Source organism: Rhodococcus sp. RDE2 (assembly GCF_020885655.1).
Taxonomy (GTDB): Bacteria; Actinomycetota; Actinomycetes; order Mycobacteriales; family Mycobacteriaceae; genus Rhodococcus; species Rhodococcus pyridinivorans.
Genome location: NZ_AP025186.1, coordinates 1,202,667 through 1,225,561, shown reverse-complemented (window position 1 = coordinate 1,225,561; position 22,895 = coordinate 1,202,667). Strand labels below are relative to the sequence as shown.

At 67.3% G+C, this 22,895-nt stretch carries 23 protein-coding genes, 1 tRNA gene and 1 riboswitch; of the genes, 8 read left to right on the top strand and 16 right to left on the bottom strand.

Translation table 11 applies throughout. The features are described from left to right. Window positions 1-50 precede the first annotated feature (50 nt). Complete coding sequence (locus tag LPH33_RS05930) at window positions 51-1,070, top strand: magnesium transporter CorA family protein (protein WP_229567420.1); 1,020 nt, start codon at window positions 51-53, stop codon at window positions 1,068-1,070. A 28-nt stretch (window positions 1,071-1,098) separates the two neighbouring features. Here the strand turns inward: LPH33_RS05930 and LPH33_RS05925 are convergent, their stop codons facing one another. Continuing rightward, window positions 1,099-1,275 (bottom strand): hypothetical protein, encoded by a 177-nt coding sequence (locus tag LPH33_RS05925; protein ID WP_162836410.1) that lies wholly within the window; start codon window positions 1,273-1,275, stop codon window positions 1,099-1,101. A gap of 119 nt (window positions 1,276-1,394) precedes the next feature. Between LPH33_RS05925 and LPH33_RS05920 the strand changes: the two genes are divergently transcribed. Then, window positions 1,395-1,592, top strand: coding sequence for a CsbD family protein (locus tag LPH33_RS05920; RefSeq protein WP_026060957.1), 198 nt, complete (start codon window positions 1,395-1,397; stop codon window positions 1,590-1,592). A 118-nt stretch (window positions 1,593-1,710) separates the two neighbouring features. On the opposite strand, the gene LPH33_RS05915 is transcribed toward LPH33_RS05920, so the two are convergent. Further along, a complete protein-coding gene (locus LPH33_RS05915; RefSeq protein WP_006553868.1) occupies window positions 1,711-1,908 on the bottom strand; it encodes a hypothetical protein in 198 nt (65 codons plus the stop codon). A 220-nt stretch (window positions 1,909-2,128) separates the two neighbouring features. Here LPH33_RS05915 and LPH33_RS05910 point away from each other — a divergent pair, with 220 nt between their 5' ends. Further along, window positions 2,129-2,275 (top strand): hypothetical protein, encoded by a 147-nt coding sequence (locus LPH33_RS05910; RefSeq protein WP_016691258.1) that lies wholly within the window; start codon window positions 2,129-2,131, stop codon window positions 2,273-2,275. Window positions 2,276-2,282: 7 nt separating this feature from the next. Here the strand turns inward: LPH33_RS05910 and LPH33_RS05905 are convergent, their stop codons facing one another. Further along, window positions 2,283-3,995: a hypothetical protein gene (locus tag LPH33_RS05905; RefSeq protein ID WP_229567419.1), complete on the bottom strand. Its 1,713-nt coding sequence runs from the start codon at window positions 3,993-3,995 to the stop codon at window positions 2,283-2,285. Between the two features lie 321 nt (window positions 3,996-4,316). Beyond that, window positions 4,317-4,413, top strand: a riboswitch (TPP riboswitch). 36 nt (window positions 4,414-4,449) lie between these two features. On the opposite strand from LPH33_RS05905, the gene LPH33_RS05900 reads away from it, so the two are divergent. From LPH33_RS05900 to LPH33_RS05885, 4 genes are all read left to right on the top strand, one after another. Then, entirely contained in the window at window positions 4,450-5,463 is a 1,014-nt protein-coding gene (locus LPH33_RS05900; protein WP_016691256.1) for an ABC transporter substrate-binding protein, read from the top strand. Continuing rightward, complete coding sequence (locus LPH33_RS05895) at window positions 5,441-6,226, top strand: ABC transporter permease (protein WP_229567418.1); 786 nt, start codon at window positions 5,441-5,443, stop codon at window positions 6,224-6,226. Before LPH33_RS05900 ends, LPH33_RS05895 begins: the two co-directional genes overlap by 23 nt. Continuing rightward, on the top strand, window positions 6,223-6,993 hold the full coding sequence (locus LPH33_RS05890; RefSeq protein WP_016691254.1) for an ABC transporter ATP-binding protein: 771 nt from the start codon (window positions 6,223-6,225) through the stop codon (window positions 6,991-6,993). Before LPH33_RS05895 ends, LPH33_RS05890 begins: the two co-directional genes overlap by 4 nt. Window positions 6,994-7,067: 74 nt before the next feature. Beyond that, entirely contained in the window at window positions 7,068-7,724 is a 657-nt protein-coding gene (locus LPH33_RS05885; RefSeq protein ID WP_229567417.1) for an SDR family oxidoreductase, read from the top strand. Window positions 7,725-7,838: 114 nt separating this feature from the next. Here the strand turns inward: LPH33_RS05885 and LPH33_RS05880 are convergent. Together LPH33_RS05880 and LPH33_RS05875 are read right to left on the bottom strand one after the other, a co-directional pair. Then, a tRNA-Leu gene (locus tag LPH33_RS05880) sits at window positions 7,839-7,912 on the bottom strand. A 19-nt stretch (window positions 7,913-7,931) separates the two neighbouring features. Beyond that, on the bottom strand, window positions 7,932-8,438 hold the full coding sequence (locus LPH33_RS05875) for a GNAT family N-acetyltransferase (protein WP_160873908.1): 507 nt from the start codon (window positions 8,436-8,438) through the stop codon (window positions 7,932-7,934). A 147-nt stretch (window positions 8,439-8,585) separates the two neighbouring features. Between LPH33_RS05875 and LPH33_RS05870 the strand changes: the two genes are divergently transcribed. Next, window positions 8,586-9,839, top strand: coding sequence for a lipase family protein (locus LPH33_RS05870; RefSeq protein WP_160873907.1), 1,254 nt, complete (start codon window positions 8,586-8,588; stop codon window positions 9,837-9,839). Between the two features lie 602 nt (window positions 9,840-10,441). Here the strand turns inward: LPH33_RS05870 and LPH33_RS05865 are convergent. From LPH33_RS05865 to LPH33_RS05815, 11 genes are all read right to left on the bottom strand, one after another. Next, window positions 10,442-10,645 carry a cold-shock protein gene (locus LPH33_RS05865; protein ID WP_016932996.1) on the bottom strand — a complete coding sequence of 68 codons (204 nt, stop codon included), beginning with the start codon at window positions 10,643-10,645 and terminating at the stop codon, window positions 10,442-10,444. Between the two features lie 230 nt (window positions 10,646-10,875). Beyond that, window positions 10,876-11,820, bottom strand: coding sequence for a Ppx/GppA phosphatase family protein (locus tag LPH33_RS05860; protein WP_160873906.1), 945 nt, complete (start codon window positions 11,818-11,820; stop codon window positions 10,876-10,878). After that, window positions 11,817-12,344, bottom strand: coding sequence for a DUF501 domain-containing protein (locus tag LPH33_RS05855; RefSeq protein ID WP_006553860.1), 528 nt, complete (start codon window positions 12,342-12,344; stop codon window positions 11,817-11,819). The genes LPH33_RS05860 and LPH33_RS05855 overlap by 4 nt, the downstream gene beginning before the upstream one ends. Continuing rightward, a complete protein-coding gene (locus LPH33_RS05850) occupies window positions 12,341-13,048 on the bottom strand; it encodes an FtsB family cell division protein (protein WP_229567416.1) in 708 nt (235 codons plus the stop codon). Before LPH33_RS05850 ends, LPH33_RS05855 begins: the two co-directional genes overlap by 4 nt. An 8-nt stretch (window positions 13,049-13,056) precedes the next feature. Continuing rightward, window positions 13,057-14,343, bottom strand: a complete 1,287-nt coding sequence (gene eno, locus LPH33_RS05845; RefSeq protein ID WP_094980862.1) for a phosphopyruvate hydratase — start codon at window positions 14,341-14,343, stop codon at window positions 13,057-13,059. Window positions 14,344-14,459: 116 nt separating this feature from the next. Next, the gene (locus LPH33_RS05840) at window positions 14,460-15,182 is read right to left on the bottom strand and encodes a lytic transglycosylase domain-containing protein (RefSeq protein WP_324256235.1); all 723 of its coding nucleotides are present in this window, start codon (window positions 15,180-15,182) and stop codon (window positions 14,460-14,462) included. 184 nt (window positions 15,183-15,366) lie between these two features. Then, a complete protein-coding gene (gene galE, locus LPH33_RS05835; RefSeq protein WP_229567414.1) occupies window positions 15,367-16,374 on the bottom strand; it encodes a UDP-glucose 4-epimerase GalE in 1,008 nt (335 codons plus the stop codon). A gap of 61 nt (window positions 16,375-16,435) precedes the next feature. Next, window positions 16,436-17,899 carry a sugar transferase gene (locus tag LPH33_RS05830; protein ID WP_229567413.1) on the bottom strand — a complete coding sequence of 488 codons (1,464 nt, stop codon included), beginning with the start codon at window positions 17,897-17,899 and terminating at the stop codon, window positions 16,436-16,438. Between the two features lie 91 nt (window positions 17,900-17,990). After that, window positions 17,991-19,898: a putative bifunctional diguanylate cyclase/phosphodiesterase gene (locus LPH33_RS05825; protein ID WP_229567412.1), complete on the bottom strand. Its 1,908-nt coding sequence runs from the start codon at window positions 19,896-19,898 to the stop codon at window positions 17,991-17,993. Window positions 19,899-19,917: 19 nt separating this feature from the next. Continuing rightward, window positions 19,918-22,080, bottom strand: coding sequence for an Rv1355c family protein (locus LPH33_RS05820; RefSeq protein WP_229567411.1), 2,163 nt, complete (start codon window positions 22,078-22,080; stop codon window positions 19,918-19,920). Beyond that, on the bottom strand, window positions 22,077-22,823 hold the full coding sequence (locus LPH33_RS05815) for a hypothetical protein (RefSeq protein ID WP_229567410.1): 747 nt from the start codon (window positions 22,821-22,823) through the stop codon (window positions 22,077-22,079). Before LPH33_RS05815 ends, LPH33_RS05820 begins: the two co-directional genes overlap by 4 nt. Between the last annotated feature and the right edge of the window lie 72 nt (window positions 22,824-22,895).

Here is a 22,895-nt window from a genome sequence, read left to right as displayed (position 1 = left end):
TACGGCAGAGACGTGGTGTGAACACCGCGCATCGGGGGGATCCTGCCGAAGTGACGGACCGATACGACAACTCCATCCGGACCCGACGGTGGACCCAGGGGAAACTCGTGGACGAGGGTTTCCCGCTCTCCGCCGTCTCGGAGCATCTCGCCGATCCCGAGGCCCTCGTCTGGGTGGATCTGTGGGATCCCGAGCACGCGGCCCTGCTCGAACTCGCCGAGGAATGGAATCTCGACCCGCACGCAGTCGAGGATGCGCTCGCGCACGGCGAGCGCACGAAGGCCACCCGCTACGCCACCCACACCTTCCTCACGGTGTACGCGACCCATCTGTTCCCGGATTCCGAGGACGAGGATCAGGCGCACGAGTCCCGGCTCCGCACCACGCGGATCTCCGCGTTCGTCCTGGCCCGCGGCATCGTCACCGTTCGCCGCGGCACTCCGTTCGACATCGACGAAGTGGTGCGCAGGTGGGACGAGAACACCGACCTGCTGCAGTACGGGCCGGGTGCGCTGATCCACGGTCTGCTCGACACGGTCGTCGACGGGCAGTTCGAGACCATCCAGGAACTCGACGACGCTGCCGAGGACCTCGAGGACTGCCTCTTCGAGGACGGCGCTTCCACCCGGCAGATCCAGCAACGCGTCTACCGGCTCCGCAAGGAACTCGTGCAACTCCGGCGGGTCGTGCTGCCGATGCGCGAGGTCGTCAACGCCGTCCTGCGCACCCGCGCCGAGAGCAACCACCACCCCGAGCTCGACAGCTCCTACAACGACCTCTACGACCACGTGATGCGTGCTGCGGAGTGGACCGACTCGCTGCGCGAGATGGTGAACACCGTCTTCGAGACGAACCTGTCGCTGCAGGACGCGCGCCTGAACATCGTCATGAAGAAACTGACGGGATGGGCCGCGATCATCGCGGTCCCCACCGCCGTCACCGGCTGGTACGGCATGAACGTGCCCTATCCCGGAGTAGGCGAGGCGTGGGGACTGATGAGTGGGGTCGGGATCATGGTCGTGTCGGCGATCGTGCTGTACGTGCTGTTCAAGCGCCGCGACTGGTTGTGAACCCGCGTTGCTCGGTGAACGGTTCTGTTCAGAGGAAGACGACGAGCAGCACGACGATCACGACGACCACCGCGACGGCAGCGATCACCGCACCCGCCGAACGCCGGCGCTGCACCGGCCCGTCGCGGACGAGCTCGGGATCGGCGTCGGGAGCGTCGCCGATCGGGTCGTTGTTCTCGGGACCGGAGTTGGTGGGATGCGACATCGGTCTCCTCCTGGCTGTTTGTGTCGAAGTCTGACACGGACGAGTCGGTCGTGTTCGGTTTCAGGCTGTTCGGGTCGGGTACTCCGTCAGGGCAACGTTCGATGACACAGGAGGACCCCATGGCCGACTTCGTCGACAAGGCAAAGCACAAGGCAGAAGAAGCGGGCGGCAAGATCAAAGAGAACACCGGTCAGGCGACCGGCGATCGTGATCTCGAAGCCGAGGGTCGCGGCGATCAGACCTCCAGCGGTCTGAAGCAGGCAGGCGACAAGGTCTCGGATGCCGTCGAGAACGTCAAGGACGCTTTCAAGAAGTAGCCCCTGAACTGCGCGGTGCCGGTAGTTACGACTACCGGCACCGCGCTGTTCGGGCGCTGCGCGCCGCGTCGTTCGGGTACTACGCAGCAACCCCGCTCCCAAGGGGTTGCTGCCGGGACTACTTCGAGGAGGTTCCTTCGGTGTCGTCGAAGAAGTGCCAGGTGCCGTCCTGCTCGTTCTGCGCCTCCATGCGCCAGCCGAGTTCGCTGTTGTCGGCACGCTGGTCGACGAACCAGGCGTGCGCGTCGTCCGCGCTCTCGATTTCCTTGGTATCCACGACGTTCCCGGTCGGGTCGATCACTCTGTAGGTAGCCATGCCGAGTGTCTTCCCACGCGACTCGCCGGTCAAACGTCGCGCGAACCTTCTGGTGTAGGGTGGAGACATCGTTCGGCTCGCACATGATGAGCAACCTCGCACCACAGTGCCCGAAGGTTCCGAACCGGACGTGAGAGTTCCCCGCCGCGTGTACCGCGGCCCCTCTTCTTCGCACTGCCCTACGGCCGGGGTCTACCCGGCCGCACCCGAAAGGACGGCCATGAGCCAGAACAAAGAATTCGACGGACCCCTCTTCCTCGCGCCCACCACTCCGGAGGCCGACGCCGAGACCGAACCGGTCACCGCTGTCGCCGAGGTGAGCGGCCCCCACGACTACACCTCGATCTTCTCCGCACGCGGCGCCTGATCCCGCATCATCCGGCCGCGACGCTTCCGCCTCGGTCGGCTGCGAAGTCGGCCAGCGCCTGCGACACCTGCTCGGGCCGCCCGTCGTTCTGATCGGCGGCCGCAGTGAGCACATCGATGTGGTTGTATCCGGGCAGAACCCACCTGCGTTCGTTCGGATGATCCGTCTCCGGCAACGAGATCCCACCGCTCGCCACCAACGTCACCACAGGATTGCGCGCGACACCGTCGCGGTGGAGATGACCTTCGAAACGGGTCGCCGACGCCAGGTCGAACGGAAGCTTCGACGGGAAGTACCACTCGGTGAAATCCAGTGGTGGCTCCGACAGATTCCGCGCCAGCTCCGCGATCGACGTCACCTCGCTCCCCCGATCGGTATACCGCGCCTCGTCCGGTGACGACGCCGCCGTGCCCACCTCGTCGTAGTCGAGCCACCGGTAGACGACTCCCGGATCCGCGAACACCGCCGGCGACGCCTTGGGCGCATCGCCGAAGAATCCAGACCTGAGCACCTCAGGTGTGGCGGGAACAGGAAACAGCTTGTCGCGCACGGGCGCACCGGTGATGAATCCGACGCTCGCCTGCAGGAACCCCAGCGGTTGCGAATTGTCGTCGAGGATCGCGCCGAGCACCGCCTCGTTGGTCGCATTCAACGTCCGCACATCCGGGTTGCCCGTCGCGAACATCGCGTAGTCCCCCGACAACAGAGTGCGCAACGTCCAGTCGACGTTCGGGTTGTCGGGCATGCGCGGGACGATTCCGTCGGTGCCGTCCGGGTCCAGTCGCGCGGCGAGTCCGGTGAGTGCGAGCAGATTCGTCGTCTCGGGATTGATGACGGCGGGAAGTGCCAGCACCGGCGACGCCGTCGAGATCGATCCGGAGAACGCATCGAGCGGCGCCGAGACCGCGTCCGGCACATCCGGGAGGGCGCCCCGCCCCGGGAACGGCGCTCCCGCCTCGATCACCGTATCGAGCGCGAAGTACCCACCGCACTGGTTGTAACCGGCATCGTCGGTGGTGGCGGGATCTCCGTCGAAGTCCCATTCCGCGAAGTAGCCGGTGATGAAACCGCCGAGAGAATGCCCGCCGCACAACATCTTCCGTTTCCGCAGCGCCGGGTCGGGAAGCTCGTGACGTAGCAGGTCGTACTGGTCGCGCAGCGTCTGTTCGAGTCCGACCTGCGAGAGCCACGCGACGTCGGTGCCGCTCGCGTGGCCGGCGAATCGTCGCCCGTCCACTTCGGCACCGCGGAAGTAGTAGTCGGTCGCGGTGTCGAGCGAACCCGTCCGCAGTGCCGCCCGGGTACCGGTGTGGTCCTCGAGGCAGTTCGATCGCCGGTCGAGTGCCCAGAACTCGAGGTGGGCACCGCGGGCCGCCGCCGCGACGACGGTGTTGCGCGCGACGCTCTCGAACGCACCCGCTCCCTCGAAGATCCCCGGTTGGGCGACGAGTATCCGGTCGGCGTCGGCCGAACTCTCCGGTCCGTCGGCCGACCGCCACCGCAGATACGACAGTCGGTCGCACGCGGCGGGTCGTGGTCCGGCCTCCGGCGGCAGGGGTGCGGGTATCGACACCACGGACCCGAGCACCTCGCCGGCCAGCGGCGCCGACGAGTCATACGGCGCCTCGGTACGCCCGGTCGGTTGCGCCGACACCACCGGCGCCGTCAGGACACTTCCCATCACCGCCGCAGCCAGTGCGGCGCCCATCATTGCGCGCATTCCCCATCCCCCGATCGGTTCGTGCGTATTGAACACCTCTGCGGGAGCCAGGTCTACGGAAACGGCAGAAGAAAGGGCCCGTCGGAGTTCACCGACGGGCCCTTCATCGTCCACGCAAGGGGGAGACGTGCGCAGACCGATGGCCCCTGCCGTTCGGGGGAGGTGACAGGGACCATCACTCGAAGAGTCGGGACTTTCGGCCCTTCCGTTACGGGTGAAATGTGAGGGTGACACCCTGACCTGGGCATTTCCGTAACTTCGGGTCACATCTTCCGTTCTGCTGCCGTCCCGGCGGTCCCCGGAGGGCATGGTGCTAGGGTCGCCCGTGACACGGGGTGCTCCGCACGAGCGGGGCTGAGATCACACCCGTCGAACCTGATCAGGTAATGCTGACGAAGGGATGTCCCGACATGACCATGCCTGTCCCCACATCGATCCGTACCCTGCTCGCGCAATGAAGGCGCGGCGGACTCTCGCCGGACTGCTCACCCTCGTCGCCGCACTCTCCGCGGTCGTCGGGTGCTCGTCCGATTCCGGCAGCGACACCATCCGATTCGCGTTGGACTGGACGCCCAACACCAATCACACCGGTCTGTACGTGGCGCAGCAGGAGGGGCTGTTCGCCGATGCGGGTCTCGACGTCGAGATCCTGCCGTACAACAACGCGACACCCGACACCCTCGTCGATGCCGGTAGCGCCGAGTTCGGGATCTCCACGCATGCCACGTCGACCATCGCCAGAGCTGCGGGTTCCCGGACCGTCGCGGTCCTCGCACCGCTGCAGCACTGGGCGACGGGGATCGCCGTGCGGGCCGACAACGCCGAGATCACGCGGCCGGCGGATCTCGACGGCAAGACCTTCGCGGGCTTCGCGAACCCCGGCGAGGACGAGATGCTCGCCGAGGTGATCCGCAACGACGGTGGCCGCGGTGAGTTCGAGAGCGTGACGCTCGGGACGTCGTCGTACGAGGCGGTCTACTCGTCGACCGCCGACTTCACCGTGTCGTACCTGGCGTGGGAGGGCCTCGAGGCCGAGCACCGCGGCCTGCCCATGCGGTACTTCGGCTTCACCGACCACGGCTTCCCCGACGCGTACGCGATCGTCGTCGACGGCAACGAGGACTGGATGAGGGAGAACCCGGAGCAGGCACGCGCTTTCGTGCAGGCCCTGCACCAGGGTTACCGGATCGCGGCCGACGATCCCGATCGCGGGGCACGGGCGCTGATCGAGGCGAATCCCGGGGCCTTCCCCGACGAGGAACTCGTCTACGAGAGCCAGCGCATGCTCGCCGCCGACTACATGCGCGACGCCGCCGGTGCCGTCGGGGTCCTCGACGCCGGGAAATGGTCGGGCTACGCGCGGTTCCTCTACGAGAACGGCCTGCTGTCCGGACCCGACGGCAGCCCGCTGACGACCGAGCCGGACTGGTCGACCTATGTCACCGATGACTACCTCGAAGACCGATAACACCGGCCGCGCACGTCGACTCCTTCCCGCGCTGCTCGTCGCAGGGGCGCTGGTCGCGATCTGGCAGTCGTACGTCGTCGTGAGCGGTATCCGCCCGCAGGTGTTGCCCTCCCCCGCACGCGTTCTCACGCAGGGATGGGCGCATCGCGTCGACATCGCCGGGCACGCGTGGTCCACTCTGCAGGTCACGCTCGTCGGGTTCGCCGTGTCGCTGGCCCTCGCGTGGACCCTCGCGATCGCCGTGGACTTCTCGCCGTGGTTGCGACGGGCCTTCGTGCCGCTGTTCGTGGTGTCACAGACCCTGCCGATCATCGCGCTCGCACCGTTGATGATCATCTGGTTCGGTTTCGGACTACTGCCGAAGATCCTCGTCATCGCGCTCGTGACGTTCTTCCCCGTCGCGATCGGACTGCTCGAAGGGTTCGCGGCGGCCGACCGGGAGGCGGGTGCGTTGCTGCGCAGCATGGGCGCGTCGCGGTGGCAGCAGTTCCGTTACGTGCGCCTGCCGTCCGCGCTTCCCCGCTTCTTCACCGCCCTGCGGATCGGGATCACCTACGCCGTAGTGGGGGCGGTGTTCGCCGAATACGTCGGCGCGACATCCGGTCTGGGCATCTACATGAGCACGCAGAAGAATTCGTTCCGCACCGATCTCGTGCTCGCAGCCGTGGTGGTGACGGCCGTTCTGTCGCTCACGCTGTACGCGCTGACCTACGTCGTCGAACGGCTGGTCGCGCCGTGGGCTCTCACGAGGGGTACGACATGAGTGCGGTGACGGTGACATCGGTCCGCAAGGCGTACGGCGACCGGGCGGTGATCGACGGCATCGACTGCTCCGTCGAACCCGGTGAGTTCGTGTCCGTCATCGGGCCGAGCGGCTGCGGCAAGTCGACGCTGTTCTCGATCGTCGCGGGACTCGAACAGCCCGACGCCGGACAGGCTCTCGTCGGCGACTCCCCCGCGGCGCCCGGGCGGGTCGCGCTGATGCCGCAGAAGGACCTGCTGTTCCCGTGGCGGACGGTGCTCGACAACTGCGCCCTCGGACTCGAGGTGCAGGGCGTGCCGCGATCCGACGCTCGTGCCCGCGCCCGTGAGCTGTTGCCGACCTTCGGCCTGGCGGGCTTCGAGGACGCCGCCCCGCACCAACTGTCGGGCGGTATGCGCCAACGCGCGTCGCTCGCACGCACGGTGCTGCAGGGGCGCGACGTGCTCCTTCTCGACGAGCCGTTCGGCGCACTGGATTCGCTCACCCGCACCGAGATGCAACTGTGGTTGCAGCAGGTGTGGCAGCAGCATCGGTGGACGGTGCTGATGGTGACGCACGACGTCCGCGAGGCAGTGTTGCTGTCCGATCGGGTCGTCGTCCTCGGTCCGCGACCGACGCGGGTGCAGCACGAGGTGCGTGTGCACCTGCCCCGACCTCGAACCCTGGAGACGTGCGTGTCGAGCGAGTTCGTGGCGCTCGAACACGAGCTCATGGAGGTCCTGCACCGCTCACGTCACGAGGATCAGCGGAGGATGCCCTCGAGATAGTTGCCGGTCGCTCTGCCCACCGGCGGTGCATCCGCTACAAAGTTCGCCGTCCGCTACAGAAATTGCCGTAGCGGATGGCGAGAACGGTAGCGGACGCGTCCGACGTACGCGACGCCGACTCCGTCGACGCGTTCTTCGCGACCGTCTACGACACCCTCGGCCCGGTCACCCTGGCGATCAACAACGCGGGCGTCGAGCAGTTCGGCTACCTGTGGGAGGTTCCCGCCGAGGATTGGCAGCGCGTTCTCGACATCAACGTCACGGGCGTGTTCAACGGCGTGCGGTCCGTCGTCCCGCGCATGGCGGAGGCCGGGGTTCCGGCACACATCTGGAACCTGTCGTCCATCGGCGGGATCGGAGCAGCCCCGCGCCAGGCTCCCTACATCGTGTCGAAGCACTCGACGCTCGCCCTGACCGAGTGCCTGAAGCTGGAGGTCGAGGCGGCGGGATACGACATCACCGTCGCCGCGGTTCTGCCCGGCCCGGTGGTCAGCAGGATCTTCGAGCGGGCCGGCGGGGACTCGGAAGCCGGTGCGCTCGAACGCGAGGCGATGTTCAAGGTCGGCGAGACCGCCATGCCCGCGCTCGAGGCAGCGGAGCGGATCTTCGCGCAGGCGGCCGAGGGTGCGTTCTACCTGTCGACGCATCCGGAGATGACCGGCTACCTGATGAACGGACGCGCGGAGCAGCTCCAGGCCCAGAGCGCTCCGCAACTGCCTGCGGAGGCGTAGCGCACCTCCGAGCTGTGGTCATCCATCCGCTACAAGAATCGCCATCCGCTACGGCAAATTGCTGTAGCGGATGGCAAGCGATGTAGCGAATGCATCGGGGCGATCCCGGACCTGTGCCCCCAGTGGGACTCGAACCCACACTTGGCGGATTTTAAGTCCGCTGCCTCTGCCAATTGGGCTATAGGGGCGTGGGGATCACACTAGCGTTCACGACTGTCCACCACCGCGCCGGGGCGCGAGATTCTTGAAGTACCGTGCGACGGGCCAGCGTTCGTATCCGGCGCCCTCGTAGACGGCGCGCGCGCCGGCATGGCCGGGGTCACCGCCCGTCTCGACCATCATCATCGTCATGCCGGCGGCGCGGACGAGGCCGTCGGCGTGGTCCATCAACGCCGACGCGACGCCTCTGCGCTGATGACGTGGGTCGACGGCGAGCACGTGGATCTCCCCCATGCTGTCCTCCGGGTGCACGCGCACCGACACCCAGCCGAGCAGCTCGTCGCCGTCGACGGCCAGATGGACCGACTCGGGTTCGTCGTCGAGGACCCTGCCGAGATCCTCGATCTGCCGCGACTCCCAGCCGTTCGGATAGAAAGAGTCGTAGACGAAGGCCGGGACGGCGGGCCGGTACAGCTCGAAGACGGGACGCCACGCCCGGATCGAGAGATCGAGTATGTCGCTTCGTCGTTCGGCCGTGTACGCTTCGATCCTCATTGCTCCTCGACCTCCTCGGATCCGACTTCGAGTGTGCTCCTCGCCCGGGCTGTAACGCACCTCGATTTCCGGCCGACATCCTGCGGGGACACAAGTACACAGCGGACAGCCGGGTGGTGGACCGGGCACGAAGAGTAAGGACCATGGATGCGCTTCACGACCGCACGACCACTGATCGGGCGACTCGCCACCGCGGTAGCCGTCATGGCTCTGACTGCGACGCCGAGCCTGGTGGCCCCACCCTCTGCACAGGCCGAGGGCATCGTCTACCCCGCGTCCGTGAACGACTCCTTCTACAACACCCCCGACGACATCGCCGACCGGCAGCCCGGTGACGTCCTCGCCGCGCGCGTCGTTCCGCCGCCGCTCGGATTCCCCGGCACCGACGCCGTCCAGTTGAAGTTCCGGTCGACGAACTCCGCCGGCGAACCGATCTCCGCAGTGACCACCGTGCTGTCCCCTCAGGGTGGGGCGCCGGGTCGTCCTCTCGTCTCGTACCAGGCGATCATCAACGCGCTCGGACTCGAGTGCGCGCCGTCGACCGCTCTGTACGCACCGAACCCGCTGCGAGGGATCCGGGAGTCCCCCGGCCTGCTCATCGCGATCCAGCGCGGCTGGTCGCTGGCCGTTCCCGACCATCTCGGACCGAACAGCGCCTACGGCGCCGCGAAGGTCGGCGGGCAGATCACCCTCGACGGCATCCGGGCCGCGCAACGCTACGCCCCGCTCGAACTCGCCGACAGCCCGGTCGGCATCGCCGGCTACTCCGGCGGCGGGATGGCGACGGCGATGGCCGCAGCACTCGCCCCGACCTACGCGCCCGAGATTCCGATCGTCGGCTCCGCCTACGGTGGCGTCCCGATGGACATCGGCGAGATGGCCCGGGAACTCGGCGAATCCGCGCATCCCGCCTTCGGCCTGGCGATGGCGGCCGCCCTCGGCCTCGAACGTGAGTACCCGGACCGCATGCCGGTCACCGAACAGCTCAACGGCGCGGGGCAGGAACTGCGCGACCGCATCGCCAACGCGTGCACCAACGAGATCCTGCTCGCCGGTGCGGGTCGCAGCATGGCCGACGTCGCCGACGCCGCGATGGGCCTCGCCCTGCTCGACAGCCCGACCGTGCAGGAGGTGCTGATGGAGAACAGCGTCGAGAAGGTCCCGACGGTGCCGAATGCCCCGGTGTACGAGTGGCATTCACCGACCGACGTGCTGATCCCCCTCGATGCGATCTCCACGACGCTGCGCAGGTACTGCGACGCCGGTGTGCCGGTGCGGACCGAACTCGTGCCGAGTCCCGATCACATCACGGCCGCCGTGATCGGCCTGCCGGGTGCACTGGACTTCCTCGACGGCCGATTCGCCGGCGTCGCGCCGTCGTCGAACTGCGGGACGGTATGAACACCGCTCGGAGCGTGACCGGACGACGATTCCGTCGGACGTTCGCGGTCGGCGGCATGTCGCTTGCCCTGCTCGCGGTTCTTCCGGGCACGGCGTCCGCGCACCACCAGGAGTTCGTTCCTCTGCCGACCACATACTCGTTGGGGCGGGATCACTCGGTACCGTGCAGCGGGCAGCTGACCGGCCACGTGTTCGCCCCGCACGATCGACCGGGAACGATCCTCATCGATCTGTCCTGGTCGACGTTCTTCGGCGGTTCGTGCACCATCACCGCATTCGTCAACCACTGGGGAAGCAAGAGGAACGGCGTACGCGCCCTCGAGCTGACATCGGCTCCCGGCGAACCCCGGGCACGCTCCCAGCGGACAGATCAGTATCGACATCGGTTCCGGCGATGCGGGAATGACGGTGACCACCGACGGTCTCAACACGACCTATCTCGACCCCGCCCGGTTCACCACTCGTTTCACGGTGCCCTGACGGGATTTCCGGTCGTCACAATCGTTTCCGCTCGATCCGACCAGGACATGCATCAGGCCCGCCTCGAATGACGAGGCGGGCCTGATGGTGTCTCGGATCCCCTGGGGGAACGGGAGATCGAATCAGATCACGGTGATACCGGTGGCCTGGGGACCCTTGGCACCCTGGCCGATCTCGAAGCGCACGCGCTGGTTCTCGTCGAGGCTGCGGTAGCCGCCCGACTGGATCTCCGAGTAGTGCGCGAACACGTCAGCGCTGCCGTCCTCGGGGGCGATGAAGCCGAATCCCTTGTCGGCGTTGAACCACTTCACGATTCCCTCTGCCATGTCTGTCTCCTTCTGTCGTGTTACTCGAGCTCCGCCGAGAGTTCGGTGGAGCGAGGCCGCCATCACATGCGGTGACTTCCGAAAGGAGAACCAACCGCCCGCAACAAGGATTTGCGAGCGTGGACAAGACGCGAACAAAAACTTCGACCGAGACACAGTCAACCACACATTCGCCGATTCGTGTGGATCGAGCCCCGGAAACCGGGGTCGAAGCCACATGAATCGGAGAACTAGCGGGCGACGGAAAGAGCGATGCCGTCGAGGATGTCGTGCTCGCTCACGACCAGCTCGGTGATGCCGGCCCGGCGGCCGAGTTCCTCGGCGAGAACCATCGTGATGATCGAGCCACCACCGATGACGTCGACGCGGCCGGGGTGCATCGGGCCGAGCGCCGCGCGCTTCTCGCGGGTCGCGGCGACGAGACCGTCGCACACCTCGCGCAGACGGTCGAACGGCACCGACGACAAGTGGATCTTCTCGGAGTCGTACTCGTCGAGTTCGAGGGCGAGCGCGGCGAGGGTCGTCATGGTGCCCGCGACACCCACCCAGGTGTGGGCCTGCTCGACCGGCACCCGCTCGAGCGCTTCGCGGATCTTGTCCGCCGCGACCTCCCGTGCCGCAGCGACCTGCTCGACGGTCGGCGGGTCGTCGTGCAGGCACCGCTCGGTCAGCCGGACGCAACCGATGTCGGTGGAGTAGGCCGCGTGCACACCGTCGGCGTCGCCGAGCACGACCTCGGTGGAACCGCCTCCGAGATCGACGACGACGAAAGGCCCACGTGCGGAGTCGAGTTCGCCGACAGCGCCGGCGAAGGACAGACGCGCCTCCTCGTCGCCGGTGATGACCTCTGCCTCGGCCTCGGGGATCACGGCACCGAGCACCTCGCGGGTCATCGCGAAGAAGTCCTCACGGTTGCTCGCGTCGCGCGTGGCCGAGGTGGCGACCATGCGGACCGCGGTGGCGCCGGTCTCGCGGATGAGATCGGCGTACTCCACCAGCGCGACCCGCGTGCGTTCGATCGCCTCGGGTGCGAGACGTCCGGTGGCGTCGACGCCCTGCCCGAGCCGCACGACCTTCATGAGGCGGGTGACGTCGGTGAGAGTGCCGTCCTCCGCGATGTCGGCGATCAGCAGGCGGATGGAGTTGGTGCCGCAGTCGATTCCCGCGACCCTCACTGTTCTTCTCCACGCAGCTCGGCGTAGGTGGGCCAGTCGGCGGGGATCGCCGTGCCACGCAGACCGGCGTCGGCGGCGAGTGCGACGGATTCGTCGCCGAGCGGGTTGACGCCCGGTCCCTTCGCGAGCGAATGCGCGATCAGCACGTGCAGGCACTTGACGCGCTCGGGCATGCCGCCGCCGGTGAAGTCGGTGCCGAGCGACTCGATCGCGTCGCGTTCGGCCAGGTACGACTCGTGGGCGCGCAGGTAGCCCGCAGCCAGTTCCTCGTCGGTGCCGAGACGCTCGGTCATCTCCTTCATGACCCCGGCCGATTCCTGCCGGCTCGCCTCGGCCGTGAGGCGCGGGTCGGTGAGGTAGTACAGCGTCGGGAAGGGCGTGCCGTCGGGCAGCTTGGGCGCGGTCTTCACCACTCCGGGCGCACCGTCGGGGCAACGGTAGGCGATGGCCAGGACGCCGCGGGGTTCGCGCCCGAGCTGGGCGGCGACGGCGTCGAGGTCTTCTTGCGTGACGTGATCGGTCACCCGGGAACATCTCCTGGTTCTGGGGGTGCCACAGGCATCTGCTGCGGCACGGGTTCGGGCTCGGGTTCGGGTGCCGGTTCGGAGACCGACAACCACAGGTCGCTGTACCAGGCGCCGGTCGTCGGCCGCTCGGGTTCGCGTTCCTCGCGTTCGGGTGGGGCGTCGCCCGGCAGTTGCACCTGGTAGGGAATGTCGCCGGGGACGACGAACCGCAGTCGCTCGCGGGCCTGGGCGCGGACCCAGGCCGGATCCTCCATGCGGGCCTTCTGTTCCTCGAGGGCCGCGATCTCCTGTTCGAGCTGCACGCGTTCGGCGGCGAGCTGCTCGGCTTCGGAACGCTGGCTCACGTAGGTGCGCAGCGGCACCGCGAGGGTGAGGGCGAGACCGCACACGACGAGGGCGAGCACCACGGCGCGGCCGGTGGACAGGCCGAGGACGGTGCGTTCGGTGCGGGGACGGCGGGAGTCGCGGGGCGCGCCGACCCGGGTGGGGCGCGCTCGCCCCGAACCACCGGGGCGGCCGCGACCGGGCGACGAATGAACGGGGTCCTCGCGACCGGCCGGCCGCGCACCCGCGTTCTCGGCCGAGTGTTCGGCCGGGGCGGTAGATCCCGTGGGCCGGATCCGGCCCGGACGCCGGACGCCCGACACACCCTCGGTGCGGGTGCGCCTCGCTCCGGGACGGGATCTACCGCGCTGACTCATGCCGGCGATCAGCCCTCGACGGAGAACCGCGGGAAGGCGAGCTCGCCGGCGTAGCGAGCGACGTCACCGAGGGACTCCTCGATGCGCAGCAGCTGGTTGTACTTCGCGACACGCTCCGAACGGGCGGGCGCGCCGGTCTTGATCTGTCCGCTGCCGACGGCGACGGCGAGATCGGCGATGGTGGTGTCCTCGGTCTCGCCGGACCGATGGCTCATCATCGTCTTGTAGCCGTTGCGGTGCGCGAGGTCGACGGCGTCGAGGGTCTCGGTGAGGGTGCCGATCTGGTTGACCTTCACGAGCAGCGCGTTCGCGGCGCCCTTGACGATGCCGTCCTCGAGGCGCTCGGGGTTGGTGACGAACAGGTCGTCGCCGACGAGCTGGATCCTGTCGCCGATCTCTTCGGTGAGCGCGACCCAGCCCTCCCAGTCGTCCTCGCTGAGCGGATCCTCGATGGAGACCAGCGGGTACTGGCCGAGCAGCTCGGCGTAGAAGGCGCCCATCTCGGCGGCCGTGCGGTTCTGGCCCTCGAACTTGTAGCCGGTGCCCTCGGTGTAGAACTCGGTGGCCGCGACGTCCAGCGCGAGCGCGACGTCGCTGCCCAACTTCAGGCCGGTCTTACCGATGGCCTCGCTGATGAGGTCGAGCGCGGCCTTGGTGCCCGCGACGTCGGGGGCGAAGCCGCCCTCGTCGCCGAGGCCGGTGGCCAGGCCCTTGCTCTTGAGCACGGACTTGAGGGAGTGGTAGACCTCGGCACCCCAGCGGAGGGATTCCTTGAAGGTCGGGGCGCCGATCGGGGCGACCATGAACTCCTGGACGTCGACGCCCGTGTCGGCGTGGGCGCCACCGTTGAGGATGTTCATCATCGGAACGGGAAGGATGTGGGCGTTCGGGCCGCCGACGTAGCGGAACAGCTCGAGTCCGGACGACTCCGCACCGGCCTTCGCGACGGCGAGCGACGCGCCGAGCAGGGCGTTCGCGCCGAGGCGGCCCTTGTCGGGGGTGCCGTCGGCGTCGAGGAGGGCCTGGTCGACGGTGCGCTGCTCGGTGGCGTCGAGGCCGATGATGGCCGGGCCGATCTCGGCGAGGACGGCCTCGACGGCCTTCTCGACACCCTTGCCGAGGTAACGCTCGCCGCCGTCACGCAGCTCGACGGCCTCGTGCTCGCCGGTGGAGGCGCCCGACGGCACTGCAGCGCGGGCGAAACTTCCGTCCTCGAGCAGCACCTCGACCTCGACCGTGGGGTTGCCACGGGAGTCGAGGATTTCGCGGGCTCCTACCTGCTCAATGATGGCCACTGGCTGATTCTCCTTCGATGGACTGTCACGCTGCGGTGTCTGCACGCTGGGGACAGCCTAACGGTCGCGACCTGCGTGTGAGGCACAGGCGCGCTCGAGGCCCGGCGCGGTACCGTCTACGGCCGCACTCCCACGCCGTAGGCGGCGGCGCGGTCGCGGACGAGCATCAGGTATTCGGTGGACCGGTTGTAGGCCATCAGGGCGTTCGTCCAGCCCTCCGCGGTGGTCAGGTCGCCTCCGCGGGCGCACAGATAGCGACCCGCGGTCAGGGCTGCGTCGTCGATGTTGTCGGGGTCGGCGATGCCGTCGCCGTTCGCGTCGACACCCCACCGGTCCCAGGTCTCGGGGATGAACTGCATCGGCCCGACCGCCCGGTCGAGCACCGGGTCGCCGTCGAGGCGGCCACCGTCGGTGTCGCGGATCTCGGCGTTGCCCCGGGTGCCGTCGAGCGGGACACCTCGGATGGGCGGCGAGACGCTGCCGTCGGATCCGACGGACGCGCCGCCGAACCGTCCGTGGCTGCTCTCCACGTTCCCGATGCCGGCGAGGGTCGTCCACGACAGGCCGCAGTCGGGGGTGCCGACGGCCAGGACGGCCGACGCGTGCCCGTATGCCTCGAGGGCCGTGGTGGGGATGCCCAGTTCGCGGGACTGTGATTCGGCCCAGTCGGCGAGCTGTGCTGCTGTGCGGCCGGGGCCGTTCACGTCGATGGGCGGAACGGGCAGGCCGGGAGCCGGTGGAACGCCGTCGGGGATCTCGACGGACGGCCGCCGGGGTGAGTGCAGTGCGGACTCGACCGCCACGAAGACGACGGCGACGAGCGCACTGAGCAGGACCACCGGCCACAGCCAGCGTCGGGGTTCTCGATCGGACGGCACCCCTCCATATTCCATACGGGACGAAAACCCCATGTAGACGCACCGGCAGATGCACCGGCAGACCCACCGGCGCCGACGATCCCGCCTGATCGTCGGCGCCGGCCTCGGAGGGTGGAATCCGCGAGGGGTCGGACTCCACCGGGGGTCAGGTTCCGACCGGGATGGTGTCACCCTCCTCACCCGGCACGGCGGCCACGGGTCGCGCACCGGACCACGCCTGCCACGCGCTGCTCACGATGTCGTTCAGGTCGCGGCGGGCCTGCCACCCGAGATCTCGGCTCATGCGTTCCGCATCGGCCACCACCCGCGCCGGATCCCCGGCACGTCGATCACCGACCCGCCAGTCGAAGCACACGCCGCTCGCGCGCTGCACCGCCCTCATCACTTCCAGCACACTTGCGCCGTGCCCGCGTCCGACGTTGTAGGTGGCGGCGGTGCGTGCGGACCGTGTCGTCGGCACCACGGCCGCGTGCGCATCTGCCAGGTCTGCGACATGGATGTAGTCGCGGATGCATGTTCCGTCCGGAGTCTCGTAGTCGTCTCCGTAGACGGTCGGGGGTAGACCCTCGTCCAGGGCCTGGAACACCTTCGGGACAAGATTGTGCGCCCCCCTGTCCGCGAGACTCGGTTCTCCGGCTCCTGCCACGTTGAAGTACCGCAGGGCCGTCCAGCTGATGCCTTCGGCTGCAGCGATGTCGCGCAGCATCCACTCGCACATCAGCTTCGTCCGCCCGTAGGGGGAGGCCGGGTTCGTGGGCGAGTTCTCTGTGACCCTCTCGCAGTCGGTCGTGCCGTATACCGCTGCGCTCGACGAGAACACGATCGACCGCACGTCCGTACGCACCATTGCCTCGAGAATGCTCAACATCCCGAAGACGTTCTCGCGGTAGTAGTACCCGGGCCGGGCTGTCGACTCGTCCACGGCCTTCCGACCGGCGAGGTGGACCACGGAGTCGACGTCGTAGAGATCGAGCACATCGGCCACGAATGCACTGTCGCAGACGGTCCCGGTCTCCAACGGCACACCGTCGGGGACCAGTTCCGGCCGTCCGGTGGAGAGGTCGTCCAAGACGACGACCTCATGGCCGTCCCGGAGCAACGACCTGACGACATGCGCTCCTATGTAACCGGCACCTCCGGTGACCATCAGCATCGTGTCCGCCTCTCGTAGACAAGCGTGGGTCGGGATCGAATTCGGAACAGAAGGGTGTGGATCAGTACGCACTGTCGCCGCGGAGGACGGCGCCCACCGTGCGCCGGAGGATCGACAGATCCATCAGGAGCGTCCAGTTCTCGATGTAGCGCAGATCCAGCCGAACGGACTCGTCCCAGTGGAGATGGTCACGACGACTGACCTGCCACAGTCCGGTGAGTCCGGGTTTGACGAACAACCGGCGCGCGGCGCCATCGTTCCCGTACCGCTCGACCTCGGATTCGAGCGGTGGCTGGGGCCCTACCAGCGACATGTCCCCCTTGACGACGTTGACCAGCTGTGGAAGTCCGTCGAGCGAATGCCGGCGGATGAACCGCGCGATCCGGCTCGCGCCCGGATCGTTGCGGAACTTGTATACGGTGTACGTGCGTCCACCGCGTCCCACCCGGACCTGGGAGTGCAGAATCGGACCCGCACCGTCGACCTTCGTCGCGACAGCGACGACCAGCATCACCGGTGCGAAGATCATCAGGATGAGCATCGCCAGGACCCGGTCGAGTACGTTCTTCACGATCCAGGCGGGGCCGCTGTAGCAGGGGGCGCTCAACTGCAGCAGAGGTAGCCCCGAGACCGGGGTGATGTGCAGGCGCGGTCCGACGACGTCCATGAGCACAGGGGCGACGAGCAGGTCCGCGCCGAGCCGTTCGAGTTCCCAGCTCAGGTTCCGCATCCTCGGATGTGACCATCGGCCGGACGGCAACAGCGCGACCGCTTCGAAACGATGCTGTTCGACGATGGTGATGACGTTCTCGTCCGTGCCGAGCACGGGGACGTCGTCGATCGCGAGGGGGCGGGCATCGGCAGAAGCGTCGGGCGCAAGGCAGATGCCGTCGACCCGCCACCCCGCTTGCTGCAGAGAATCGGCACGCGCGACGAGTTCGTGCACTTCGTCGAGGTCCCCGGCCACCAGCACCGAACGGAGACAACGACCTTGCGAACGCCCCCGGGACAGTCGCCACTGCAGGATCTTCCGGCCCGCCAGGGTGAGCACGAGCGCGATCGGCAAGGCGCCGAAGGCCCAGGACCGGCCCGCAGAGGTCCCCCATCCGTATCCGGCGACAGCGAGCGCCGCGATCGCGAACAGGTATCCTCGGAGGATTCGCCGATACTCCTCACCGCCGGATCCGAGAGTCCTTTCGTCCCAGACCCTCTGGGCGGCAAGCGAGACGATCGTCGTCAGCAGGGCGGCAGCGACGACGACCGGCGCCCGCCACGAGTCGATTCCGCCACGCAGGTAGCCGACCATCACGACGGCGTGAGCGACCACGAGAGCGAGCAGGTCGCAGCACACCACTGTCGTCCGGTACCGGCGTTCCCATCCCGTCCTCTGGATCACCGGGGCGACAGGAGCGAACGGCACGTCGGCAGGGAGGACGATCGAGTATCCCGGCTTCCGATGCCGCAGTAGGGCCACCCGGGACGAATCGTCGAGCGTTGCCGCAGAACCGTTCTCACGCTTGTACATTCAAGGTCATCCCTGCTCGGAGTCGTTGACGCCCCGACCATCAAACCGTACCTTGAGAATGTTTTATTGGCAATAACAAACTTGCCGTCAATCAATATTCGATTGTTCCGTATCCGTTCGCCGGCCCCCTCCATCGGTCCGCTCCCCACGGCAACCGGATGTGCCCGGTCCGCAACATCGGTTCGATCCGTTCCGGTGCGGCCGGCTTACTCAACAGGAAACCTTGCGCACGCGTGCACCCCAGTTCCAGAAGGTGTTTCACCGCCCCCATCGTCTCGACACCCTCTGCCACGACGTAGAGCCCGAACGAGGAAGCCAGTCCCACGATGGAATCGACGATGACCCGATCGCCCTCACTGTGCTCGAGATTCCGGACGAACCCTCTGTCGATCTTCAAGGTGTCGACGGGTAGGGACTGCAGATGCCCCAGGGAGCTGTATCCGGTTCCGAAATCGTCGATCGCGACCCAGACCCCCAGCCGCTCGAGGCGGGAGAGGGTGTCCTTCGTCCGATTCAAGTCACCGACAACTACATTCTCGGTGATCTCGAGGCACAACTCCGACCCCGCCATGTCGTATCGCCGAAGAACCGATTTGACTGTCGTGTCGAAATCCATCGATACCAGTTGCACCGGCGACACGTTGACACTCATGATCATGCGGAGATCCGGTATCCGCTGCTTCCATTCCGCCAGCTGCGCACACGCTCGTCCGATCACCCATTCGCCGAGTTCCCCGGCAAGATTGGTCGACTCTGCGATCTCGATGAACTCCCCCGGCTGGAGGAGACCCAGCGGTGAATTCTTCCACCGCACCAGCGCCTCGACGCCGAGGATCTTTCCCGTACGAAGGTCGACCTCCGGTTGGTATTCCAGCATCAGATGGTCGTCGTCGATCGACGTGCGCAGGTTCATCTCGATGATGGTCCGGCGTTCGACCTTCTCGTTCATGTCCTCGGTGAAGACACCGATACCGTTGCCTCCCTGCCGCTTCGCCACCATCATCGCCTGATCTGCATGACTGAGAAGGGCTGCCGAGTCCACCTCTCCCGGTGTTCCGAGCGCAACACCGACGCTGACCCCGCGGCCGACGGTCTGTCCGCCGAGCGCTACGGACACCCCCACCGCTTCATGCATCGCTTCTGCGCGTGTCATCGCCTCCTCGAGGGAGCTGACCCCTGCCAGCACGATCACGAACTCGTCACCTCCGAGACGCGCCACCAGGTCGTCTTCTTCACTTCCCTTCGAGAGGCGTTCAGCGATACGGCAGAGATATGCGTCAGCGGCCTGATGCCCCAGGAAGTCGTTCAACGCCTTGAGCCGGTCGAGATCGAGGAACAACACTCCGACCGGACCCGGTTCGTCCTCCTGCAATCTGTGGTCGAGATGTTCGAACAACGCGCGCCGACTCGCCAACCCGGTGAGTGCGTCGTGATACGCCGCTCGTCGTAGATCCTCCTCGGCTTGAACACGGGCCTGCACCTGGGCGAGGAGAGCTGCGATGAGCGTCAGCGCATTGACCTCGTCCTCGCTCCACGGCCGGTACCCCTCCTTCACGAAACCCAGCGTCCCGGTCGTCACCTGTCCGGACACCAGTGGCACCGCGGCCACTGAGACATCCGGCATTCCGGAACCCGCGCGTACCCGGTCGACGTAACCCGACGCGTCCAGCGGAGTATCGGACGGCAGTTCCACAGGAATCAGCAACGGCTTCTTCATGTGTTCGGAGGCGGCGAATATCGGGTCCGCGTCCCGGAAATAGACCGTCCCCAGCGGATCCGGGTCGGGAACGTTGCCGCGTGGCGGCCACTCCGCGATCAGGATCGTCGCTCCGATCGCATGATCGTTGTACCGAAGGAAACAAGTGTCGATGTCGAGGTGCTCGAAGAGATCCTGCAGCACGCCCCGGGCGACCTCCCGATGTGATGCGGCATCCGCCGGCATCAGACGTGCTGCGATCCTGGTGACCAGGCTCTCGAACGTCGATCGTGTCCCGGGCATCGCGTCCCCATCGTCGAATTCAGCAAGTGGTGGTCCCACCGGCGGCCGTGACGTCCCGCACCCGATCGGTGCGACGCCTGCTGCGGGGCGTACCGACAGGGGCGCGGCCCAGACGCATCAGCAGGGCGACCCTGCGGTCTCCATCGACCTGCAGCACCGCAGCGAGATCCTTCTGCAGCGCCCCGAGGTCGTCCACCCGCTCCGGACACAACCGCGCCAGATCCTCACAGGAGTCGGCATACAGGAAGATCGGTGAGACCGGATGCACTGCCAGTCCCTGCCGTTGCGCTGCGATCCACACACTTTCGACCGCAGCGCCGGCGCGGACGTAGTCGGCCGGGGATGCCCCTTCTGCGAACACGGCGAGGACTCCGGGACTTCCCGATACTCGATCCCGCGTGATCCTGCCGAGCCCACCGCCGAGATCCCATTCTCTGAGCCGATCGAGAGCATCGTGACGGAGAACGACGTCGAGCATCGCCTCCTCTGCGGTGTCGAGACCGAGTGAGGCCACCTCGATTCCGCTGTCCGGATCGGGATCGCCGGGCCACCGCAATTCACGGATCAGCTCTGTCCGGAGCGAAGGGGTCAGATACCGCAATCGATCCGACTCCGCCAGGATCTCGGCGATCGCACCGATCTCGTCGGGCGCGGTGACGAGCCGGATCTGCCCCTGGACGAGTTCGGCCGCCGTGTGCAGCGCCGATATCTGGCCGTCGGTGATCGCGTACCCGTCGCTGGGATATCGATTGGTCTCGCGAGCGAGCATCGTGTCGTACTGCGCCGCGAGATCCGGGTCCGTACCGATGCCGAGTTCGAAGCGCATGACCGGGACACCCGGCCCGATGTCGTCGTCCTCCGCGAGAAAAGTATGTCCCCCGAGAACGCCGTGGACTGCGGCAGCGACACGCGCGTTGTGCAGCGCCGCACCGAGCGCTACCCAGCTTCCTCGCCGGTGCAGATCCATGAGCACCGGCTCCGGATCGTGCGCGAGAGCGAAGACCGCGCTGCCGGACTCGACGAGGATGGACCACGGCTGGGCGTTGCCACCCGAGGGTGCCCTGATCGCAGCGTCCACGATCGCGGTCATCGGATCGTCCACCACCGGTTTGCTCGGCGAGACGGCATCTGGTTCGACCATCGCGTGTACCGGGACTTCGGGAAGGGCGAGCCTGAGATCGAGATCGATTCGGCATCGGCCCGATCCGATCGGGTCGCCGAGGACGATTGCCCGCACCGCGGTCGCCACCGTGACTCCCCCCAGGCCGACATCGCTGCCGAGCTGTGGCCACGCCTCGAGCGTCTCGCCCACCTCGAGGAGGGATGCGGCCAGCCTCGTGGATATCTGCTCCGCGCCGAGGATCCTCAACACGTACGGAACCTTGTCGCGGTTGGAGAGCGTAGCGAGTACCTCGGGATCGAGGTCGCCGAGCAACCCGTGGAAGGGTGGGCGTTCGTCGACGTCGAAGCGCTCGACGTCGAGCAGACCACGGTCGCTGGTGTGCATCACCACGGGAACGCGCCGGCGAGCGGCTGCGATCCGGATCAGCAGCTTCACGTCGAGCGAGTCGCATTCGTCGACCGTCACGTCGAGGCCGTCGACGAAGGCGTCGACCGTCTCGGGGGTGACGCCCTCGGACCACACCTCGATCGGAAGGTAGGGATCGAGTTCGGCGATGCGCCGCGCGGCAATGACGGCCTTGTTGGTCCCGAGGTCCAGCAGCGATACCGGGATCCTGTTCAGATTCGATAGTTCGAGTGTGTCGAAATCGGCGAGTCGCAGCGCACCGCACGCACCTTCCAGTGCCAGGGTGTACGCCACGGCATGGCCGACGCTGAGCCCCACGACTCCGACCGTCGCGGTACGAAGCCGCGTCTGCTCACTCCCGGTGATCTTGTTCCGGTTGCGGTCCAGACGAAGTCGCTCGAATCCCTCGGGGCCGAGGACTCGCACCACCGTGCGACGCCACGGATAGTAGGCCCACCGGGGCGCTTCCTCCGTCGTCCCATCGCCGAGACGGGCCAGGCCGGTGAGCTGCTCGTCCAGCCGATCCCGCACGGTGACTCCCTCACCTCGCAGGCGATGCAACTCCTCCATGTCCGCTTCCCGATCCTCGGCCAGCAGTACCGCGCTGTACACCGTCTCCCCGGAACCGTCACCCCTATCCGGACCTGCAGTCATCCCGCCTCCGTGCCCGATGCGTCGCGTATGTCCCTACTCCCCGGGAACCACGTCGCGGGGTCCTCCCCACCGGGAACCAGAAGCGAGGCACCGAGCTTCTCGAGGTCCCGGCTCCGCCGGTCCGACCCGCACCGCATCCGGTCCCACAGCAACAGTTGCGTCTCGTACCGGTCGTCGGGATAGGGAGCGGACGGTATCCGATCCACGACGTCCGCACCGGTCCTGCGCCACATCTCCAGCGCGTTCCGCGAAGCGGTACCCACCAGATACCGGGCTCCCAGCAGTTCCATGCAGTAGGTCGCCGTGCGCGCCACTCCCGCGCTGAGCTCCCGACGGTTCGACGCGTCCTCCGCCACCCACCCCGTCTTCGCCTCGACCAGACCGTGCGCGAGACACGGTTCCAGGGTCCGGACCACAGCCGCCCGGTGAAGAGGATCCGTCCACTCATGCACCGCATGTGCCTCCTCGGCACGCTCGTACGGCCCGAGAGCCCGCGACCCGCCGTGCACCTTCCCGTCCGCAGTAACGGCGGCGAAGAAGTAGGTCGTGATCGTGCCGTCGCGGATCAGGTCGTATTCGAGTGCGATCTCCACGTCGTACCGCCGATAGGAGTTCCGGGCGCCGGCCAGGAATCGACGCCACAATTCCGGTTCGGTCGTCGGCGACGCGGCGACGAAGTGATAACCCGAATCCTCGTCCCAGAAGCCCAGCGTGCGGTGCGATAACGGAAGTTTCGGCTCCACGAACACCCTTTCCCCCGGGAACGACGAGCACCCCCCGACCACAACGAGGTCGTGTGCTCGTCGCCGGGCTCG

Bases quoted from the DNA above. Each gene is read 5' to 3' on its own strand.
- LPH33_RS05925 (WP_162836410.1), bottom strand. From the start codon at position 1,275: ATGTCGCATCCCACCAACTCCGGTCCCGAGAACAACGACCCGATCGGC.
- LPH33_RS05920 (WP_026060957.1), top strand. From the start codon at position 1,395: ATGGCCGACTTCGTCGACAAGGCAAAGCACAAGGCAGAAGAAGCGGGC.
- LPH33_RS05915 (WP_006553868.1), bottom strand. From the start codon at position 1,908: ATGGCTACCTACAGAGTGATCGACCCGACCGGGAACGTCGTGGATACC.
- LPH33_RS05910 (WP_016691258.1), top strand. From the start codon at position 2,129: ATGAGCCAGAACAAAGAATTCGACGGACCCCTCTTCCTCGCGCCCACC.
- LPH33_RS05905 (WP_229567419.1), bottom strand. From the start codon at position 3,995: ATGCGCGCAATGATGGGCGCCGCACTGGCTGCGGCGGTGATGGGAAGT.
- LPH33_RS05900 (WP_016691256.1), top strand. From the start codon at position 4,450: ATGAAGGCGCGGCGGACTCTCGCCGGACTGCTCACCCTCGTCGCCGCA.
- LPH33_RS05895 (WP_229567418.1), top strand. From the start codon at position 5,441: ATGACTACCTCGAAGACCGATAACACCGGCCGCGCACGTCGACTCCTT.
- LPH33_RS05890 (WP_016691254.1), top strand. From the start codon at position 6,223: ATGAGTGCGGTGACGGTGACATCGGTCCGCAAGGCGTACGGCGACCGG.
- LPH33_RS05885 (WP_229567417.1), top strand. From the start codon at position 7,068: ATGGCGAGAACGGTAGCGGACGCGTCCGACGTACGCGACGCCGACTCC.
- LPH33_RS05875 (WP_160873908.1), bottom strand. From the start codon at position 8,438: ATGAGGATCGAAGCGTACACGGCCGAACGACGAAGCGACATACTCGAT.
- LPH33_RS05870 (WP_160873907.1), top strand. From the start codon at position 8,586: ATGCGCTTCACGACCGCACGACCACTGATCGGGCGACTCGCCACCGCG.
- LPH33_RS05865 (WP_016932996.1), bottom strand. From the start codon at position 10,645: ATGGCAGAGGGAATCGTGAAGTGGTTCAACGCCGACAAGGGATTCGGC.
- LPH33_RS05850 (WP_229567416.1), bottom strand. From the start codon at position 13,048: ATGAGTCAGCGCGGTAGATCCCGTCCCGGAGCGAGGCGCACCCGCACC.
- galE (WP_229567414.1), bottom strand. From the start codon at position 16,374: ATGCTGATGGTCACCGGAGGTGCCGGTTACATAGGAGCGCATGTCGTC.
- LPH33_RS05830 (WP_229567413.1), bottom strand. From the start codon at position 17,899: ATGTACAAGCGTGAGAACGGTTCTGCGGCAACGCTCGACGATTCGTCC.
- LPH33_RS05825 (WP_229567412.1), bottom strand. From the start codon at position 19,898: ATGCCCGGGACACGATCGACGTTCGAGAGCCTGGTCACCAGGATCGCA.
- LPH33_RS05820 (WP_229567411.1), bottom strand. From the start codon at position 22,080: ATGACTGCAGGTCCGGATAGGGGTGACGGTTCCGGGGAGACGGTGTAC.